Source organism: Methylibium rhizosphaerae, assembly GCF_006386545.1.
In the GTDB taxonomy this organism is placed as follows: Bacteria; Pseudomonadota; Gammaproteobacteria; order Burkholderiales; family Burkholderiaceae_C; genus Pseudorivibacter; species Pseudorivibacter rhizosphaerae.
This window is the reverse complement of the sequence record NZ_SWAR01000006.1, coordinates 193,382-209,484: the sequence shown is the minus strand read 5'-3', so window position 1 is coordinate 209,484 and position 16,103 is coordinate 193,382. Positions and strand designations below refer to the sequence as shown.

General features: G+C 69.1%; 16 protein-coding genes and 1 pseudogene. 7 read left to right on the top strand and 10 right to left on the bottom strand.

The genetic code is table 11. From position 1 onward, the window contains the following. The 7 genes and pseudogenes from E8D38_RS07510 to trpE all read right to left on the bottom strand — a co-directional run. Positions 1–195: pseudogene (locus E8D38_RS07510) on the bottom strand (hypothetical protein); the annotation flags it as partial. 261 nt (positions 196–456) lie between these two features. After that, positions 457–1,218 carry a GntR family transcriptional regulator gene (locus tag E8D38_RS07505; protein ID WP_425462759.1) on the bottom strand — a complete coding sequence of 254 codons (762 nt, stop codon included), beginning with the start codon at positions 1,216–1,218 and terminating at the stop codon, positions 457–459. 47 nt (positions 1,219–1,265) lie between these two features. Then, a complete protein-coding gene (locus E8D38_RS07500; protein WP_140627435.1) occupies positions 1,266–1,988 on the bottom strand; it encodes a uracil-DNA glycosylase in 723 nt (240 codons plus the stop codon). After that, positions 1,988–2,785 carry an indole-3-glycerol phosphate synthase TrpC gene (trpC, locus tag E8D38_RS07495; protein WP_140627433.1) on the bottom strand — a complete coding sequence of 266 codons (798 nt, stop codon included), beginning with the start codon at positions 2,783–2,785 and terminating at the stop codon, positions 1,988–1,990. The genes E8D38_RS07500 and trpC overlap by 1 nt, the downstream gene beginning before the upstream one ends. Before the next feature lie 4 nt (positions 2,786–2,789). Further along, the gene (gene trpD, locus E8D38_RS07490) at positions 2,790–3,824 is read right to left on the bottom strand and encodes an anthranilate phosphoribosyltransferase (RefSeq protein WP_140627431.1); all 1,035 of its coding nucleotides are present in this window, start codon (positions 3,822–3,824) and stop codon (positions 2,790–2,792) included. 12 nt (positions 3,825–3,836) lie between these two features. Continuing rightward, the gene (locus tag E8D38_RS07485) at positions 3,837–4,406 is read right to left on the bottom strand and encodes an anthranilate synthase component II (RefSeq protein WP_140627429.1); all 570 of its coding nucleotides are present in this window, start codon (positions 4,404–4,406) and stop codon (positions 3,837–3,839) included. Positions 4,407–4,423: 17 nt separating this feature from the next. Beyond that, positions 4,424–5,899: an anthranilate synthase component I gene (gene trpE, locus E8D38_RS07480; protein WP_140627427.1), complete on the bottom strand. Its 1,476-nt coding sequence runs from the start codon at positions 5,897–5,899 to the stop codon at positions 4,424–4,426. A 397-nt stretch (positions 5,900–6,296) separates the two neighbouring features. On the opposite strand from trpE, the gene E8D38_RS07475 reads away from it, so the two are divergent. Beyond that, positions 6,297–6,923, top strand: a complete 627-nt coding sequence (locus E8D38_RS07475; RefSeq protein ID WP_140627425.1) for a chalcone isomerase family protein — start codon at positions 6,297–6,299, stop codon at positions 6,921–6,923. Positions 6,924–6,934: 11 nt separating this feature from the next. On the opposite strand, the gene gph is transcribed toward E8D38_RS07475, so the two are convergent. Together gph and rpe are read right to left on the bottom strand one after the other, a co-directional pair. Beyond that, the gene (gene gph, locus E8D38_RS07470) at positions 6,935–7,552 is read right to left on the bottom strand and encodes a phosphoglycolate phosphatase (RefSeq protein WP_140627480.1); all 618 of its coding nucleotides are present in this window, start codon (positions 7,550–7,552) and stop codon (positions 6,935–6,937) included. Positions 7,553–7,599: 47 nt separating this feature from the next. Beyond that, positions 7,600–8,283, bottom strand: a complete 684-nt coding sequence (gene rpe / locus E8D38_RS07465; RefSeq protein WP_140627423.1) for a ribulose-phosphate 3-epimerase — start codon at positions 8,281–8,283, stop codon at positions 7,600–7,602. A gap of 59 nt (positions 8,284–8,342) precedes the next feature. Here rpe and apaG point away from each other — a divergent pair, with 59 nt between their 5' ends. Together apaG and E8D38_RS07455 are read left to right on the top strand one after the other, a co-directional pair. Continuing rightward, entirely contained in the window at positions 8,343–8,717 is a 375-nt protein-coding gene (gene apaG / locus E8D38_RS07460) for a Co2+/Mg2+ efflux protein ApaG (protein WP_140627421.1), read from the top strand. Continuing rightward, the gene (locus tag E8D38_RS07455; RefSeq protein WP_140627419.1) at positions 8,718–10,784 is read left to right on the top strand and encodes a site-specific recombinase; all 2,067 of its coding nucleotides are present in this window, start codon (positions 8,718–8,720) and stop codon (positions 10,782–10,784) included. It abuts the gene before it with no gap. Between the two features lie 10 nt (positions 10,785–10,794). Here the strand turns inward: E8D38_RS07455 and E8D38_RS28215 are convergent, their stop codons facing one another. Continuing rightward, a complete protein-coding gene (locus E8D38_RS28215; RefSeq protein WP_181178975.1) occupies positions 10,795–10,935 on the bottom strand; it encodes a hypothetical protein in 141 nt (46 codons plus the stop codon). Between the two features lie 13 nt (positions 10,936–10,948). On the opposite strand from E8D38_RS28215, the gene mltA reads away from it, so the two are divergent. From mltA to E8D38_RS07435, 4 genes are all read left to right on the top strand, one after another. After that, on the top strand, positions 10,949–12,115 hold the full coding sequence (gene mltA, locus E8D38_RS07450) for a murein transglycosylase A (protein ID WP_246099396.1): 1,167 nt from the start codon (positions 10,949–10,951) through the stop codon (positions 12,113–12,115). Between the two features lie 159 nt (positions 12,116–12,274). Further along, positions 12,275–14,266, top strand: coding sequence for an asparagine synthase (glutamine-hydrolyzing) (asnB, locus tag E8D38_RS07445; RefSeq protein ID WP_140627417.1), 1,992 nt, complete (start codon positions 12,275–12,277; stop codon positions 14,264–14,266). Then, positions 14,235–14,522 carry an acyl carrier protein gene (locus E8D38_RS07440; RefSeq protein ID WP_140627415.1) on the top strand — a complete coding sequence of 96 codons (288 nt, stop codon included), beginning with the start codon at positions 14,235–14,237 and terminating at the stop codon, positions 14,520–14,522. Before asnB ends, E8D38_RS07440 begins: the two co-directional genes overlap by 32 nt. Beyond that, on the top strand, positions 14,512–16,068 hold the full coding sequence (locus E8D38_RS07435; RefSeq protein WP_140627413.1) for a class I adenylate-forming enzyme family protein: 1,557 nt from the start codon (positions 14,512–14,514) through the stop codon (positions 16,066–16,068). Before E8D38_RS07440 ends, E8D38_RS07435 begins: the two co-directional genes overlap by 11 nt. Positions 16,069–16,103: the final 35 nt, after the last annotated feature.

Genomic DNA, 16,103 nt, shown 5'->3' with positions numbered 1-16,103 from the left:
CTCCACCGACTCGACCGTCTTGGTCGCCGGCTTCGCCGCCGGCACCGCCGCCGGCGCCGGCGTGATCGCCGCCGGCACGCTCGCCCCCGCCGACGCGTCGGCCGCGGGCGCGGTGGTTTGGGCCAGCACCGAAGGCGCGGTGGTCGCCAGGCCAAGCGCCAGCAAGAACGACGAAAGGAACAGCCGAAGACTCATGGAACGAACTCCTGTGGGGTCGGTGGTGCGGTGCCGTCGCGCGGCCCACCTGGGCGCCCTCGGCTGCGAAAAGTCTGATACCAGTCTAGTACCAGAAATACCAGATTGTCAATTGGTCTGGTATGGGCTGGCCGCGCATGCTGCAGCGCTTTCCCCATGGACAGGCGCAACGAGCGCTCGGCCGACCGGCTGCGCAGGGTCGATACAAGAGATACCAGTTAGAGACCAAGACGGCCGCACCGCCCGGTGCGGCGCGCGGGCTCAGCGGCGCATCTCGGCCACGAAGTCGTAGTAGTCGCTGCGGCAGTACGAGTGGGTGAGTTCCACCGCCTGCCCCGTCTCGAGATAGCCGACGCGGGTGATGAAGAGCACCGCCTGGCCGGTGGGCACCTCCAGGCGCTCGGCCAGCTTCTCATCGGCATTGAGCGCGCGGATGTGCTGCAGCGCGCGTGCCGGCGCCTTGCCGCTCGCGGTGAGGCATTCGTAGAGCGACCCGTCCACCGCCAGCGGATTGGGCAGCACCGACTCCGGGATCACGCTCACCTCGTAGGCCATCACCGCATCGTCGGCCAGGCGCAGGCGCTCCAGCCGCGCCACCCGGGTGCCGGGCGACAGCCCCAGGCTCAGCTGCTCGTCGGGCAAGGCCAGCGTGACGGCACGGCTGAGCCACCGCGACCCGGGCGTGTAGCCGCGCTGGCGCAGCTCTTCCGAAAAGCTGGTGAGCCGTGACAGGGGCTGCTCCAGCTTGGGCGCGATGTAGTTGCCCGAACCGCGCTTGCGCACGATGAGGCCCTGGTCCACCAGCTGGTCGATCGCCTTGCGTGCGGTGACCCGCGAGATGTGCAGCGCGTCCGACAGGGTGCGCTCGGAGGGCAGCGCCTCCTCGGCCTTGTAGTGGCCGTCGCGAATGATCTGCGCGAGCTTCTGCGCCAGCTGCAGGTACAGCGGCGAGCTGCCGCGGGGGTCGGGCTTGAACGCGAGTACGGCGTCTTTCATGGGTCGTGATTCTGGCGACGGCTTCAGCGCGACGCTACTGTGGATACTGCGGCGCGCCGCGGGTTCCTCGGGGCTTACCAGCGGATCGCCGCATTGCCCGGCCGATGTTGGGCCAGCCAGGCGTTGGCCAGGCTGAAATGGCGGCAGCCGATGAAGGGCACCGGGGGCCGCCGGGCCGACAGCGGCGACGGATGGTTGGCGGTGAACACGGCATGGCGCCGCTCGTCGATCAGGCCGCGCTTGCGCTGCGCCGGCGCACCCCACAGCAGGAAGACGCTCGGGCCCGCATGGGCCGACACCTCGCTGATCAACGCATCGGTCAGCTGCTCCCAGCCGCGGTTGGCATGGCTTTGCGGCTGCCCGTCTTCCACCGACAGCACGGTGTTGAGCAGCAGCACGCCCTGCTGCGCCCAGCGCGTCAGGTCGCCGTCCACGGCAGCCTCGCAGTCGAGGTCGGCCATCACTTCGGCGTAGATGTTGCGCAGGCTGGGCGGCAGCTTCTGGCCTGGCGGCACCGAAAACGCGAGCCCCTGCGCCTGGCCAGGGCCGTGGTACGGGTCCTGACCCAGGATCACGACACGCACCGCGGCCAGCGGCGTGAGATCCAGCGCCCGCAAGGGGTGGGCGGGGTAGACCACCGCCCCTTCCCTCACCCGCCGATCGACGTGTTCGACCAGCGCCGCGCCCTGGGGCGAATGCCGGAAGGCTTCGGTGACCGCACGCCAGTCGTCCGGCACCCGGTCGAAGCTGGCGGACAGCGGCTCGCGCAGGCGGTTGTCGGCGCCGAACAGGTCCATCAGCCGAACAGCGCCGCCAGCGCGGCACCCGGGTCGGCTGCCCGCATGAACGCTTCGCCGACCAGGAACGCATGCACGCCGGCGCCGCGCATGCGGCGAACGTCGTCGCGCGCCAGGATGCCGCTTTCGGTCACCAGCAGCCGGTCGGCCGGCACCTCGGGCAGCAGGCCGAGCGTGGTGTCGAGCGTGACCTCGAAGGTGCGCAGGTTGCGGTTGTTGATGCCCACCAGCGGCGTCCTGAGCGCCAGCGCCCGCTCCAGCTCGGCACCGTCGTGCACCTCCACCAGCACGGCCATGCCCAGCGCCAACGCGGTGGCTTCGAGCTCGGCCATCTGGCCGTCGGACAGGCAAGCGGCAATGAGCAGGATGCAGTCGGCGCCCATCACCCGCGCCTCGAACACCTGGTAGGGGTCGACCATGAAGTCCTTGCGCAGCACCGGCAGCGCGCAGGCCGCCCGGGCCTGCTTCAGGTAGTCGGCCGAGCCCTGGAAGAACTGTTCGTCGGTGAGCACGCTGAGGCAGGCCGCGCCATGCCGGGCATAGCTCGCGGCAATGTCGGCCGGCACGAAGTGCTCGCGCAGCACGCCCTTGCTCGGGCTCGCCTTCTTGACCTCGGCGATCACCGCCGCCCGGCCCTGGGCGACCTGGCCGCGCAGCGCGGCCTCGAAGCCGCGGAGGTCGGCGCGGCGCTCGGCCGACTCCGCCTCGCCGCGCAGCGAAGCCAGCGAGCGCCGGGCCCGCGCCGCCGCGATCTCTTCATGCTTGACCGCAACGATCTTGTTGAGGATGTCAGCCATGCCGTCACTCGCCCTTGAGCTTTTGCGTCACCGCGACGAACTGGCTCAGCTTGGCCAGTGCCTTGCCCGAGGCCACCGCCTCGCGCGCCAGCTTCACGCCTTCGGCGATGGAGGCAGCCACGTTGGATGCGTACAGCGCGCCGGCCGCGTTGAGCAGCACGATGTCGCGCACCGGGCCGTCTTCATTGGCCAGCGCCCGCTGGATGCATTGCACCGACTCCTCCTTGCTGGCCACCCGCAGCACGCGGGTGTCGTACACCGGCAGGCCGAAATCGCTCGGGTGCACCACGTATTCGCGCACCTCGCCGTTCTTCAGCTCGCCGATCATCGTTTCGCCCGACAGAGAGATCTCGTCCATGCCGTTCATGCCGTAGACGATCAGCACATGCTCGGAGCCCAGGCGCTGCAGCACCCGCACCTGGATGCCGACCAGGTCGGGGTGGAACACGCCCATCAGCTGGTTGGGCGCGCCGGCCGGGTTGGTGAGGGGGCCCAGGATGTTGAAGATGGTGCGCACCCCCAGCTCCTTGCGCACCGGCGCGGCGTGTTTCATCGCCGGATGGTGGTTGGGTGCGAACATGAAGCCGATGCCGGTTTCCTGCAGGCAGGTGGCGATCTGCGGCGCGCTCAGCATGATGTTGGCGCCCAGCGCCTCCAGCACGTCGGCGCTGCCGGAGGCCGAGGACGCCGCGCGCCCGCCGTGCTTGGCCACCCGCGCGCCGGCCGAGGCGGCCACGATCATGGCGGCGGTCGAGATGTTGAAGGTGTGCGAGGCGTCGCCGCCGGTGCCGCACAGGTCGACCAGGTGCGTCCGGTCGGCCACGGTGACCGGGGTGGCGAACTCGCGCATCACCTGCGCGGCCGCGGCGATCTCGCCGATGGTTTCCTTCTTGACCCGCAGGCCGACCGCCAGCGCGGCGATCATCACCGGCGACATCTCGCCGCCCATGATGCGGCGCATGAGCGAGAGCATCTCGTCGTGGAAGATCTCGCGGTGCTCGATCGTGCGCTGCAGCGCCTCGGTGTTGGTGATCGTCATGTGCAGCCCCGCTCAGTGGGTTTGTTCCAGGAAGTTCTTCAGCATCGCGTGACCGTGCTCGGTCAGGATGGACTCGGGGTGGAACTGCACGCCTTCGATCGGAAGGCTCCTGTGGCGCACACCCATGATCTCGCCGTCTTCCGATCGCGCCGTGATCTCCAGCACCTCGGGCAGGCTCGCCTCTTCGATGGCCAGCGAATGGTAGCGAATGACGGTGAAGTCACGCGGCAGGCCGGCGTAGACGCCGCGCTGGTCGGTCGTGATGACGCTGGTCTTGCCGTGCATCTGCCGCTGCGCGCGGATGATCCTGCCGCCCAGCGCCGCGCCGATGCTCTGGTGCCCCAGGCACACGCCGAGGATGGGCAGCTTGCCGGCAAAGTGCTGAATGGCGCTCACGCAGATGCCCGCTTCGGCCGGCGAGCACGGCCCGGGCGACAGCACCAGGCGCTGCGGCTTCAGTGCTTCGATCTCGTCGAGGGTGATCTCGTCGTTGCGTACGGTCCTGACCTCTTCGCCCAGCTCGCCGAAGTACTGCACGAGGTTGAAGGTGAAGGAGTCGTAGTTGTCGATCATCAACAGCATGGTCTGCTCCTTCGCCTTCAAAAACCTTCTTCCACCAGCTCGGCTGCCCGCAGCAGCGCCCTTGCCTTCGCCTCGGTCTCCTTCCATTCGAGCTCGGGCACCGAGTCGGCCACCACGCCGGCGGCCGCCTGCACGTACAGCGTGTTGTCCTTGACGATGCCGGTGCGGATGGCGATCGCCACGTCCATGTCGCCGGCGAAGCTCAGGTAGCCGCAGGCGCCGCCGTAGATGCCGCGCTGCACCGGCTCCAGCTCGTCGATGATTTCCATCGCGCGGATCTTCGGCGCGCCGGTCAGCGTGCCGGCGGGGAAGCTGGCGCGCAGCACGTCGAGGTTGCTGATGCCCGGCTTGAGCAGGCCCTCGACGTTGCTCACGATGTGCATCACGTGCGAGTAGCGCTCGACCACGAAGGCCTCGGTCACCTTGACGCTGCCGGTCTGCGCGATGCGGCCGATGTCGTTGCGCGCCAGGTCGATGAGCATCACATGCTCGGCGCGCTCCTTGGGGTCGGCCAGCAGTTCCTCTTCGAGCGCCTTGTCCTGCTCGGGCGTGGCGCCGCGCGGGCGGGTGCCGGCGATCGGCCGGATGATGATCTTCTCGCCCTCGGGCACATGCTCGTGCCGCACCAGGATCTCCGGCGACGCGCCGACGATGTGGAAGTCACCCATGTCGTAGTAGTACATGTAGGGCGAGGGGTTGAGCGACCGCAGCGCGCGGTACAGCGACAGCGGCGACTCGGTGTAGCGCTTCTTCAGCCGCTGGCCGACCTGCACCTGCATCATGTCGCCGGCGGCGATGTATTCCTTCGCCTTCAGCACCGCGGCCAGATAGTCGGCCTTGTCGAACTCGCGTTCGACGGCGTACGACACGCCGCGCTTCACCGGCGGCGCGGTCACGCTGTACTTGAGCTTGTCGGCGAGTTCGGCCAGGCGGCGCTTGCCCTTGAAGAAGGCTTCCGGCTGCCCCGGGTCTGCATAGACGATGAGGTACAGCCGGCCCGACAGGTTGTCGATGACCGCCAGCTCCTCGGTCTGCAGCAGCAGGAGGTCGGGCGTGCCGATGCCGCCGGGTTTCTGCGTCCGGGCCAGTCTGTGCTCGATCAGGCGCACCGTGTCGTAGCCGAAGTAGCCGGCCAGCCCGCCGCAGAAGCGCGGCAGCCCGGGCCGCAGCGCCACCCTGAAGCGCTGCTGGTACTCGGCGATGAAATCGAGCGGGTTGCCTTCGTGCGTCTCGACCACCTGGCCATCGGTCACCACTTCGGTGGTGCGCCCGGTGGCGCGCAGCAGGGTGCGCGCCGGCAGCCCGATGAAGGAATAGCGGCCGAAGCGCTCGCCGCCTACCACCGACTCCAGCAGGAAGCTGTATTTCGAGTTGCCCGCCAGCTTCAGGTAGAGCGACAGCGGCGTCTCGAGGTCGGCGAAAGCCTCGGCGATGAGGGGAATGCGGTTGTGGCCCTGTGCGGCCAGGCTCTTGAATTCGAGTTCAGTGATCACGGGGGGCCTCCTGTGCCCGAAAGCCGCCATGCACCAAGGCACGACGGCTCTCACCTAGGAACCGGCTGCGCCATTGCAGCCGAAAGGCGCCGCGAAGGCGGAGCGCTTCAAGAAGGAAGAAGGAAGCGCGACCGCTCAGGCGGCAAACGACACCAGCAGATGCGGGCGACGCCAGGGCCAGGCTCCCCGGTCGTGCGACCCCTTGGTGTGTTTGCGCGAAATGAACATGGCGGGGCAGTTTAGCAGCGTGCGTTTGTGCACGGCCGCCCGCCTCGCGCCGCGCAGCCTGTCGCGTTGGTGACACGCGACGCGACGCACCCCGTGACTTCCTCGATGGACACCCCTCCACCAGGAAAGCACACTCGTGCTTTTTTGGGACTGACCCCGGAGGTTCTCCGTGTTTCGTCGTGCACTCCTCGCGGCTCTGACCAGCGCCGCCCTCGCCGCCCCCGTCCTGTCGTTCGCGCAGCAAGCGCCGGTCGAAGTGGCAGGCATCAAGTTCGAACGCGAAGCCACGCTGGCGGGCAGCAAGCTCCAGCTCAACGGCGCCGGCCTGCGCTACAAGCTGATGTTCAAGGTGTACGCCGCCGGGCTGTACCTGGGGGCGAAGTCGGCCACGGCCGAGGCGGTGCTGGCGGCGCCAGGCCCCAAGCGCATGCACATCGTGATGCTGCGCGAGATCGACGCCAACGAGCTCGGCAAGCTGTTCACGCGCGGCATGGAAGACAACGCCACCCGCGAGGAGTTCGCCAAGGCGATCCCCGGCACCATCAAGCTCGGTGAGATCTTCGCGGCCCGCAAGAAGCTGGCGAGCGGCGACTATTTCGACATCGACTACGTGCCCGGCGCCGGCACCACGATCGTCGTCAACGGCAAGCCGGCGCATGCGGAGCCGATCCGGGAGGCCGAGTTCTTCAACTCGCTGCTGAAGATCTGGCTGGGCAAGGCCCCGGCCGACGCGGCGCTGAAGGAGCTGCTGCTGGGCGCCGAGCCGGCCACCAATCGCCGCGGCCGCGACTCCTGACCCGCAGCGGATCAGCCCAGCAGGAGCTGGTCGAGCCGGTCGAGGTAGGCGTCTGCATCGACGCCCTGCACCGGCTCGCCATGGTTGTAGCCGTAGGTCACCAGCGCCACCGGGCAGCCGGCGGCTCGCGCGGCCCGGGCATCGTTGCTCGAGTCGCCCAGCATCAGCGTGCGCGACGGCGCCGTGCCCAGCGCCTCGCAGGTCCTGATGAGCGGCAAGGGGTCGGGCTTCTTGCGCTCGAAGGCATCGCCGCCGAAGAGCACGCTGAAATGACGCGCCAGCCCTTTGCTTTCGAGCAGCGGCCGGGCGAATGCGGTCGGCTTGTTGGTGGTGCAGGCCAGCTTGAGCCCTTGCGCGGCCAGGCGCTCCAGGCCTTCGACCACCCCGGGGTAGACGTCTGCATGGTCGCCGTTGATCGCCAGGTAGTGGTGCTCGTAGCGGGCCCACGCCTGCGGATAGAGCCGCTGCACGCCGGCGGCATCCTGGCTGCGGGCCAGGGTGCAGCGCAGCAGGTGCTCGGAACCCTGGCCGACGGTGCGCTCGACGAAGCCGCGCTCGATGGCCGGCAGGCCCAGGTCGGCCAGCATGCGGTTGAGCACGACGACGAAATCGCCGAGCGTGTCGACCATCGTGCCGTCGAGGTCGACGATGGCCGCGTCGATGCCGGTGAAGCGCTTCACGCGGCCAGCTGCGCCCGCATGCTGTCGATCACCGCCTTGTAGTCGGGCTTGCCGAAGATGGCGCTGCCGGCCACGAAGGTGTCGGCGCCGGCGTCGGCCACCTGCCGGATGTTGTCGGTCTTGATGCCGCCGTCCACCTCGAGCCGGATGTCGCGCCCGCTCGCGTCGATCAGCTTGCGCACCTTCTCGATCTTCTTCAGCGCCGCCGGGATGAAGCTCTGCCCGCCAAAGCCCGGGTTCACGCTCATGATCAGCACCAGGTCCACCTTGTCGATCACCCACTCGAGCACGTCGACCGGCTCGGCCGGGTTGAACACCAGGCCCGCCTGGCAGCCTTCGGCCTTGATGAGCTGCAGCGTGCGGTCCACGTGGGTGCTGGCGTCGGGGTGGAAGCTCACCAGGTCGGCGCCGGCCTTCGCGAAGGCCTGGGCCAGCGCATCCACCGGCTGCACCATCAGGTGCACGTCGATCGGCACACGGGTGCCGTCGGGGCGGGCGGCATGCTTGCGCAGCGCCTCGCAGATCATCGGCCCGAAGGTCAGGTTGGGCACGTAATGGTTGTCCATCACGTCGAAGTGGACCCAGTCGGCGCCGGCCGCGATGACGTTGCGCACCTCTTCGCCGAGCCGCGCGAAATCTGCAGACAGGATGCTGGGGGCGATGCGGTAGGTGCGCGGCATGGTGATGACTTCCTCGGGGGTAAGCCGGCGATTTTAGGGACGCTTCCTAGAATGCCGGCATGGCCAAGCCCGAATTCACCTGCAGCGTTGCCACGCGCTTCCTGCCCGACCAGTCCGATTCGACCCGGTCCACCTACTCGTTCGCCTACACGATCGTGATCCACAACACCGGCGACGTGCCGGCCCAGCTGATCGCACGGCACTGGATCATCACCGACCTGGCCGGCAAGACACAGGAAGTGCGAGGCCTGGGCGTGGTGGGCAACCAGCCGCTCCTCAAGCCCGGCGAGCATTTCGAATACTCGAGCTGGGTGCAGATCGCCACGCCGCGCGGGCAGATGCAGGGCACCTTCTTCTGCGTCACCGACGCTGCACAGTTCTTCGACACGCCGGTGCCGGCCTTCGAGCTGAGCATGAACACGGCGCTGCACTGAATGGCGCCTCCATCCACCTCCCGCGGCGCATCGCGCCGCCGGCGTTCGGCCTGGGACCTCACCGCGCTGCTGAATGCGGCCGACCCGAAGGCGCCGCTGCCCGAGCGGCACCTGTGGCTCGTCCGCCTGCTCGAATGGATCCGGCATCGCGCCCCGGCCGACCCGGCGCTGGACGTCGGCAGCAACGCCACGCTGACCGCGGTGCTGCGCATCCGCCACCTGCTCAACGTGCTCGACAAGCACCCGGAGCACCGCAGCCACGTGGCCGCCCTGCTGGCGGCCTTCTGGCGCGAGATCGACGTGGCGGCGCTGCTGGCCGACTTCGGCTTCGCCCCGCGGCTGGCGTTCTTCAACGAGATCGGCGAGCGGCTGCGCACGCGGCTGCTGCCCCACACCCCGGCCACCACCGACCTGGCCGAGCTGTTCGGCCTGCTGTTTTCCGACGCCGACGACGCCCGCTGGCTGCGCGCGCTCGACGAGGACACGCTCACCCGCCTGGGCTCGCTGTTCAGCGAGGCGACGGCCGCCGAAACGCCGGGCCCGATGGGCTGGCGCGAGCCGTTCCACGACGCGATCATGTTCCTGGCCGCCCAGGTGCGGGCCGTCGGCTTTTCCGGCCCAATCCGCCAGCGCATGAGCGCCTCGGCGCTGGCGGGCCAGCCCTTCCGGCAGCTGGCGCGTGCCGCCGAGCAGATGCGCGACCATGCCGAGGCCGGCGACACCGCCGCGGTGCTGCGCGACGTGCAGTACCTGCGCGCCCTGCTGGACGCCTGCCGCACCGCGGCCGGCACGGTGCGCGAGCACCTGGAGGAGCACGGCGTCTCGGTGGACATCGTGTTCCAGCTCGACCAGTTGTTCGAACGCACCCACCGGATCGAGGAACTGCTCACCTGCGCCATCGCGCCGCAGCCCGGAGCCGAACTCAGCCGCCTACTGGCCGAGCTGGTGGAAGCCGCCGCGCGCCGCCGCAGCCTGCGTGCGCCGTTCGCCCGCACCTACTCCATGCTGGCGCGCAAGGTGGCCGAGCGCAGCGCCGAGACCGGCGAGCACTACATCACCCGCGACCGCGCCGAATACCTGGCGATGCTGGCCAAGGCGGCCGGCGGCGGGCTGGTGATCGCCTTCACCACGCTGGCCAAGTTCCTGGTCATGGCCCTGGGCTTCTCCGCCTTCTGGGCCGGCCTGCTGGCGGGCGTCAACTATGCGGGCAGCTTCGTGCTGATCCATCTGCTGCACTGGACGGTCGCCACCAAGCAGCCGGCAATGACGGCGCCGGCCATGGCCGCCCGACTCGAAGACGTGTCGAGCGACGACAAGCTGGAAGGATTCGTCGACCAGGTGGCGCACCTGATCCGCTCGCAAGTGGCCGGCATCGTGGGCAACGTGGTGGTGGTCATTCCGGTCGTGCTGCTGCTGCAGGGGCTCGGCTGGGTCACCTTCGGCGCCCCGCTGGTGGGCGAACACGCCGCGCGTCACAGCCTGGAGACCCTGTCGCTGCTCGGCCCCACGCCGCTGTATGCCGCCTTCACCGGCGTGCTGCTGTTCCTGTCGAGCCTGATCGCCGGCTGGGCCGAGAACTGGTTCGTGCTGCACAAGCTCGACAGCGCCATCCGCTGGAACCCGCGTTTCGTCGCGGTGCTGGGCGCCTCGCGCGCCGAGCGCTGGGCCCGCTGGTGGCGAGCCAACATCTCCGGCCTCACCTCGAACATCTCGCTCGGCCTGATGCTGGGCCTGGTGCCCGCGGTGGCCGGCTTCTTCGCGCTGCCGATCGAGGTGCGCCACGTCACGCTGTCGAGCGGACAGATCGCCGCGGCACTGGGCACCCTCGGTGCCGGGCTGCTCCATTCGCACGAGTTCTGGTGGTGCGTGGCGGCGATCCCGTTCACCGGCCTGCTCAACCTCACGGTGAGCTTCTTCCTGGCCTTCAAGCTGGCGATGCGTTCGCGCGGCATCCGTGTGGGGGACCGGCAGCGCATCTATGCGGCCATCCGCGCGCGGCTGGCGGGCAGGCCGATGTCATTCCTGCTGCCGCCGCGGGCTGCGCCGGCAGCGCAAGCCGCCTCATGACCGCGGCAAGTCAGCCGCGGGCGCCGTCGTCGTTGTCGTCGCGCCCGGCCGAAGGCGGCTCCCCCTTCTTTCGACCCGAGAACATGGTCCACCAGACCACGAAGATGAGTATGAACAAAGCGGCCAGGGCTTCGAGCAACAGGAGCCACATGGTGATGAAGACGATGAATGGAATAAGACGAGGCGCCCCCGGGCGCATGCTGGCGGGCATCTTAGGCGCGCTGGGCGTGGCACTGCTGGCCGGCTGCGGCAGCACGCCGCCGCCGCCGGCCCCGCCACCGCCGATCGCTGCAGCGCCGGCGCCTCTCGATGTGCCGCCGATCGTGCGCGAACGTTCGCGCTGGCAGGCGGTGCGCTGGGACGAACTGCCGGGCTGGAGCGCCGACGCGGTGATCCACAGCTGGGTGGCGCTGCTGCGCAGCTGCCAGAAGCCGGCCGCCGGCTGGGAGGCCGCCTGCGCGAGCGCGCGGGAGCAGCGCGACATCGACGAAACCAGGCTGCGGGCATGGCTGCAGCAGCAGTTCCAGCCCTACCGCGTGGAAGCGCAGGACGGCAACGCCGACGGCCTCATCACCGGCTACTTCGAACCGCTGGTCGAGGCTTCCCGCAAGCGCACCGCGCGCCACACCGTGCCGCTGCATGCGCCGCCCGGCGACCTGGCGCGGCGCAAGCCCTGGTACAGCCGCAGCGAGATCGAGACCCTGCCGGCCGCCCGCAGCGCCTTGCGCGGCCGGGAGATCGCCTGGGTGGCCGATCCGCTCGATGCCCTGCTGCTACAGGTGCAAGGGTCGGGGCGGCTGCGGTTCACCGACACCCAGCAGGTGGTGCGGCTGGCCTTCGCCGGGCACAACGACCAGCCCTACCAGTCGGTGGGGCGCTGGCTCGTCGATCGCGGCGCCTTCACGCTGGAGCAGGCCTCCTGGCCGGCGATCAAGGAATGGGCCCGGGCCAACCCGGCACGGGTGAAGGAAATGATCCATGCCAACCCGCGCTACGTGTTCTTCCGCGAGGAGCCGCTGCCCGACCCGAGCGTCGGCCCGCTCGGCGCCCAGGGCGTGGCGCTGACCCCGGGACGTTCGCTGGCGGTCGACAAGGCGTCGGTGCCGCTGGGCACGCTGGTGTGGATCTCCACCACCGAGCCGCAGCCCTGGTCGCCCAGCCCGCCGCCGGCCCGCCCCCTGCAGCGGCTCATGGTCGCGCAGGACACCGGCGGCGCCATCACCGGCGCGGTGCGGGCCGACTACTTCTGGGGCTGGACGGAAGGCGCCGAGGAGTACGCCGGGCGCATGAAGCAGCCGCTGCGCATGTGGGTCCTGTGGCCCAGGCGCTGAACGGCTCGGGCCGGCCCGGCGCCGCCAACTGAGAAATATTGCCGCCTTTGCGGCCCCCGGCTCGCGGGGGTCGCCGGGCAGGAACCCCCAATTGGAGGCTAGTCGCCACTTGTAACGCGTGTGATATTTGCCAGCCTCCAGGCGCCTCCATCGAGGCGAATGGTTCACGAATTCACGAAATTCATGTGCGGCGTTGCGGGCCTCTGGCATCAAGACTTTCAACCGGCTGACGGCCTCGCGCTGCGCCGGATGACGCGCGCGCTCACGCACCGCGGCCCCGACGAAGAAGGCTATTTCCAGGCGCCCGGCATCGGGCTGGGCCATCGGCGCCTGTCGATCATCGACCTCGGCGGCGGTCAGCAGCCGCTGTGCAACGAAGACGGCAGCGTGTGGGTCGCCTTCAACGGCGAGATCTTCAACTACATCGAACTGCGCGCCGAGCTCGAAAAGCGCGGCCATGTCTTCAAGACCCGCAGCGACACCGAGACCATCGTCCACCTCTATGAGGAAAAGGGACTGGACTTCGTCGACGAGCTGAACGGCCAGTTCGCCATCGCGCTGTGGGACGCCAAGCGCCGCCGCCTGGTGCTGGCCCGCGACCGCGTCGGCATCCGCCCGCTGTTCCATGCCACGCTGGCCGACGGCACCGTGCTGTTCGGCTCCGAGATCAAGGCCCTGCTGGCCCATGGAGGCCTGCGCGCCGAGATCGACCCGGCCGCCATCGAGCAGATCGCGACGCTGTGGGTCCCCGTGCCGCCGCGCACGCCGTTCAAGGGTGTCGAGGAGCTGGCGCCGGGGCGTTTGCTGGTGCTCGAACCCGGGCGTCGCAGGCTGCACCAATACTGGCGCCATGAATTCCCGGACGCGGGGGACTACGAAGACCGCCCGTTCGAGGCCTGGCAGGCCGACGTGCGCGAGCTGCTGCAGGACGCGGTGCGCCTGCAGCTTCGCTCCGACGTGCCGGTGGCGACCTACCTGAGCGGCGGACTCGATTCGTCCATCCTCACCGCGCTGGTCAAGCGCCACCACATCAACGACCTGACCACGTTCTCGGTCGGCTTTGCCGATGCCCGCTTCGACGAACGCGACTACCAGCGGCAGATGGTGACCCACCTGCAGACCTCGCACCGCGAGGTCGAGGTCGACGGCGCCTCCATCGGCGAGAGCTTCGCCGACGTGGTGTGGTTCGCCGAACGGCCGATGATGCGCACCGCGCCGGCGCCGCTTATGCGCCTGGCCCGGCTGGTGCGCGAATCGGGCGTGAAGGTGGTGCTCACCGGCGAGGGCGCCGACGAGATCTTCGGCGGCTACAACATCTTCCGCGAGGACAAGGTGCGCCGGTTCTGGGCCCGCCATCCCGAGTCGGCCTGGCGCCCGGCGCTGCTGTCGCGCCTGTACGGCTACATCGAGCGCGACCCGAAGGCCGAGGCGTTCTGGCGCCTGTTCTTCCGGCAGGACCTCGAGAACACGGCCGACCCGTACTACTCGCACCGCCGCCGCTGGAGCAACGGCGCCCAGATGAAGCGGGTCTTCTCGCCCGACTTCCGGGCGCAGATGCCCGGCGAGGAAGCGATGTTCGCGGAGCTCGATGCCTACCTCGACCCCGGGCGCGAGCGCTGGCACCCGCTGGCGCGGGCTCAGTACCTGGAGATGACGCTGTTCATGTCGTGCTACCTGCTCAACTCGCAGGGCGACCGCATGATGATGGGCCAGTCGATCGAGGGCCGGGTGCCCTTCCTGGACCACCGGCTCGTCGAGCTGGCAGCGCGCATTCCGCCGCGGCACAAGCTGCGCGGGCTGGAGGAGAAGTTCATCCTCAAGCGCGCCTTCGCGGACATCCTCCCGCCCGCCATCGCGTCGCGGCCCAAGCAGCCCTACCGCGCACCCATCGGCGCCAGCCTGGCCGGGGGCAGCCTGACGAGCCGGCTGCTCGAGCGCGAGGCGCTGCAGCGCAGCGGCTTCGCCCACGTGCCGGCCGTCGAGAAACTGCTGAGCAAGGCAAACCCGGCCGCGCCGAGCGAGCGCGACGAGATGGCGCTGGCCACGGTGGCTTCGCTGCAGCTGCTCAACCACCTGTTCGTCGACAACTTCAAATTGCCCACCCAGGGAGAAACCCACCATGTTCAAGAACGAGCAACAGTTGCGCTCTGACATCCGCCAGTTCGTCATCAACGAGCTGCTGATGGGCGACGCTTCCGCGATGCTGGCCGACGGCGAGTCCTTCCTCGAAACCGGCACCATCGACTCCACCGGCGTGCTGGAGGTCGTGATGTTCCTGGAGCACTCGTACTCGATGAAGGTCGACGACCGCGAGCTGGTGCCCGAGAACCTCGATTCGGTCGACAACATCGTGCAGTTCGTGATGCGCAAGACGCAGCGGCTGCAGCAGCCCGAACATGTTGCTTGACCGGTTCCTGCACGACACCGCTCAGCGTTTCCCCGACAAGGCCGCGCTGGTGTGCGGCAGCCGGCGCGCAAGCTATGCCGAGCTGGAGCGCCACACCAATGCGCTCGCCCATGCCCTGCGCGCACTCGGCCTGCTGCGCCAGCAGCGGGTCGCGATCCATCACGACAACAGCATCGAGACGGTCGAGGCCATCTTCGCCACCCTGAAGGCCTCGGGCGTGTTCGTCACCGTCAACCCGCAGGCGAAGCCGGACAAGCTTGCGTTCCTGCTGAACGACTGCGGCGTTCGCGTGCTGATGGTGGGCGCCCGCGCCCTGGCCGCCGCGGCGCACGAGCTGGCGAGCTGCCCGCAGCTGCAACACGTGGTGGTGCTCGACCAGGAGGCCGACGCCGAAACCGTCGCCCTGCTGCAGCAAGCCGGCAGGCAGGTGCATCGGCTCGACACGCTGCGCGCGGCCCATGCCCCCAGTCTGCCCGGCAACCGCAACATCAGCCTCGATCTCGCCAGCCTGATCTATACCTCGGGTACGACCGGCCGGCCCAAGGGCGTGATGCTGTCCCACGCCAACATGGACGCCGTGTCCGGCTCCATCTGCACCTACCTGCAAAGCCAGGCCAGCGACGTGATCCTGTCCGCGCTGCCGCTGGCCTTCGGCTACGGGCTCTACCAGGTGCTCACCGCGTTTCGCACCGGCGCCACGGTGGTGCTCGAGAAGCAGTTCCTCTACCCGTACCAGTACATCGAGCAGCTCAAGAAGGAGCGGGCCACCACCTTGCCGCTGGTGCCCACCATCAGCGCGCTTCTGCTCAACCTGAAGGAGCTCGATGCCCGCGACTTCGCGTCGGTGCGGTGCATCACCAATGCGGCCCAGGCCATGCCGGCCTCGCATGTGGACCGCTGGCGCAGGCTGCTGCCGCAGGCGCGGTTCTATTCGATGTACGGCCAGACCGAGTGCGCCCGCGTGTCCTACCTGCCCCCCGAGCTGGTGGATGCCAAGCCGACCTCGGTGGGCATCGCGATCCCCGACACCGAAGCCTGGATCGAGAACGAGCAGGGTGAAGTGGTCACCGCAGCCGACCAGCCGGGCGAGCTGATCGTGCGCGGTCCGCATGTGATGCTGGGCTACTGGAACCGCCCCGAAGAGACCGAGCGTGCGCTGCGGCCGGGGCGCTACCCGGGCGAGCGGGAGCTGCGCACCGGCGACCTGTTCCGGCAGGACGCAGACGGCTACCTGCACTTCGTTGCACGCAAGGACGAGCTCATCAAGACCGCCGGCGAGCGTGTCGGTCCGCGCGAGGTGGAAAGCGCGCTGTACGAGATGCAGGCGGTGCGGGAGGCCGCGGTGATCGGCGTGCCCGACGACGTGCTGGGCAGCGCGATCAAGGCCTTCGTGGCCCTGCACGACGGCGCCAGCCTGACGCAGGCCGAAGTCATCAAGCATTGCCAGCGCCGGCTCGAGAAGTTCATGGTGCCCAAGCACGTGGCCTTCGTGGCCGAACTGCCCAAGACGGCCTCCGGCAAGATCAGCAAGATCGGGCTCGCCTGAACCCGCCAGAGAAGACGACAACATCCAGAGGGAAC